Consider the following 3,091-nt stretch of genomic DNA (forward strand, 5'->3'; position numbering starts at 1 on the left):
CGCATGGATATCCTCCTTGAAGAATCAGGTACCCATTCAACACCGCACGCACAATTCAGTGCCGAATAATTCACCACATTTCAAAGACACTACACTAGCAGATCCATCGGTTCCTCTCACGGTCAGTTTCTCAGGCAGGACACGCGCGACACGCGCTGTGCCTCCTGGCAGTCTGACGATCTACAGAAACCGCGGATCGCACGGAGTACTCCGAAAAGCCAAACGCGTTCAACCGCAGAAGATGCGGAATACGCGAAACGATTCCATCGACGTGTCATGAACTGATGTTGTTATCGCCTCGGAGGGCTGACGTCCTGCCGCTCGCCGGATTGGTGACATCCATGCCACTGTGCAGCAGAGATCGGTGCAACACAAACTACGCCCATGTGCGCCGTTTGTGTTGAATCTTCGCCCTGCGTACTGGTAGCATGGCGGTCTCCACTCTTGGGCATCAAAATCTGTTTTATCCAGCGGTGAAGAATGGATTGTTTGTGTTCAGAGCTAAGGGGATTTTTCGATGTTACTCAGTCCAATGATGATACACCTGCTGGCAAAGACTTTGCCCGCCATTGCGATGACTTCATTCTTCATACAAACGAATGTTGAGGAGACCGAAACGTCAGAGCCTCTCAGCAGCGAGCACCTCATTGAACGCGTCGAGGCGATTGCGCCAAGGAGCGAGGTTGTCTGGAAGTCGTACGGAATGGTGCCATCCAACGGGATCGTTCAGCGCATGGAGTTTTCTGCATCTGGCAAGGGACTGGCGGTCGCAGTGCAGGAATTTCCGTCAGGAGCATCTGGCAAATTTCCCGATAACCCAAAGCCCGGCGACAGAGTGCGTCCGCCGGTCAATATTGTGGTTGTGAACGCAGACAATGCTGAACAGCTTGGAACCTTCGAAGTGCCCGGGCGAACGCGTTGCATGGCGCTTTCTCCGGATAATCAACACCTTGCCATTGGTCACGACAAAGTTGATATCTACGAAGTGGCCACCGGAAAGTCGATCTTTACGCACGAAGCATTTGACGGCGACGTCTCCTATGTTGCGATTTCGCAGGATGGAAAGTGGCTTGTAGGAGCGGACGGAAAAGGGCGTATCCTGCGATTTCCGCTGCTTGGAGGTCAGGGGGAAATACTGGATGTCGATAAGGAGGGACGACCGCTCAAGGCAATTCGCTACGCGACCAGAGCGGATCACGTGTTGTACACGCTGGCAGATGGTTCCATTCATTTTCTGAGCTTTCAGAAAACGGAGAGCGATGAGCCATTTCACCTGCACCTGAACGAGAATTTCGTGAACGCAGATTCGTTCGCCATGGGGACCGATATTTTTCTCGTATCAAACGAGGACGGACTTACTCGCATTTCGATCAATTCCACCAGAACAGGACTGTTCGGCGTGGGATGGAGTTTCTCTTTGGCACCAATAGCAGGATTTGAAGTCGCTCCGGATGATTCGCTTCTTGCCTGCTGGACTGCCGACGGGCAGATACAGATTGTCGATTCGGATCGGTCGAGCCTTTTCGTGACGTCTCGGCCGCCGATTAACGCAATCCAGGCACTTTTTGGACGTCCGAAAGTTGTTCTCAGCCCGGATTGTTCGCTGATGGCGTTCGGGGGGCTGAAGCAGATTGAATTGTGGAAGATGGCAAACAATTCCCTGGCGCGGCCGCGTCAACTGCAGGAGTTTGCCGAAGAACTGCTCGACTCTGCGCAGTACGATCGACTGAATCAGCTTGCGAAGATGGCGTTTGCAGACGACGACTCGATCTCTGAAGAGGAGCTGTTTGCTGCCGTTAACCCGACAAATGTAAAATCCAGAACCGATGACCGAGTTGCTCAGCTGATTTCATGGGCAGAGAGCAGTCCGTTGAGTCCAGCCCCCCGAATTGCTCTTGCCGAACACTACAGAAGAGTGGCATGGAGCCATCGCGGCAGTGGCTATGCGAATACAGTCTCTGAAGAGCAATTTCGTGAATTTGAATACTACATCAACAAGGCGCTAACAGAACTCGGGCTGCTCGAACCCGGCGCCAGCACACCGCATCGATATTACTCACTGATGCTGAGCCTCCAAACCAGCGCCAGTGCGTCTCGCAAGTCGTTTGATGAAACTGTCGACGACGTTCTGAGGTTCTGCCCGGAGAATATCGATGCACACCTGACCGCATGTTATCACCTGATGCCGCGATGGCACGGAGAACCGGGAGATGTTGCTCGGTATGCCGAACGCGTTCGCGCGGCTGTTCCGGAGGATAAGCACGACAGGATTCTTGTTGCGATCGTTGCTGATCAGTTGCGCTTTTACGCAACGGACAACTTCTTCACGGAAACCGGCTTTAAGTACGACGCTCTCAAACCAAAGTTTCAGCAGCTGCTGAAAGAGAGTGACGATGATGTCCCTTTTCAGGATCGGGTTGTCGCGGCCTACGCAGGAATCGCGCGACGAGCAGATGACAGAGATGGTGCCATCGAAGCAGGTGAGGTCATCATGAGCAAAGCCTGGCTAACGCGAAACAAAGCGAATGCCATGCTATTGAACGATGTGAATAGAACGCTGCTGTATGTGAAACAGATCGGCGGCCAAAAAGCGATTCTGGAGGGACTCCTCAAAGACCTGCCAAAGATCCCCGACTCCAAAGAAAAAAGTCCGCCCCAAAAATCGCCCTGACCTTCGGAATTGCGTGGCCGTTTTGCAGCAGGGCCATCCGCTGTGAGTCGCGGGAGGGGACATTGTCAATGGTGTTCGGCACTGAAGTTGCTTTTGGTTGATTGGCGGCTCGCGAGTCTTTTGGATTCGGCGGTTTGGGTACCGAGCGGGGTGTCGTTCGGAACTGAGTGACTGGCTGGCGGTGATTGAAGAGTCATCAGCGGGAACGCAAAAAGGGTGTCCGGGAACGCAAAAAGGTGTCCGGAACCGTTTATTTGACTCTTGGTCGTCCCTGTGGGCGGGTGGTGATTTCGAGGCCGAGTTTTCTGGTGGCTGTGGTTGCCCATGTTTCGTCTCCAAACGGTGAGCCTCGATTGACGCTGCGACGGAGGGACGCGAGTTCGGCGTCCGTCTGAGGCGAATTGACATGCTCCAGCCAGC

Annotated in this window: 1 protein-coding gene; it reads left to right on the forward strand. The window is 53.7% G+C overall.

Going from position 1 to position 3,091, the window contains the following annotated elements; all coding sequences use genetic code 11:
- The first annotated feature begins 517 nt into the window (after positions 1 to 517).
- Complete coding sequence (locus R3C20_26040; GenBank protein ID MEZ6043968.1) at positions 518 to 2,671, forward strand: WD40 repeat domain-containing protein; 2,154 nt, start codon at positions 518 to 520, stop codon at positions 2,669 to 2,671.
- Positions 2,672 to 3,091 lie beyond the last annotated feature (420 nt).

The sequence above is a fragment of the Planctomycetaceae bacterium genome, assembly GCA_041398825.1.
GTDB lineage: Bacteria > Planctomycetota > Planctomycetia > Planctomycetales > Planctomycetaceae > F1-80-MAGs062.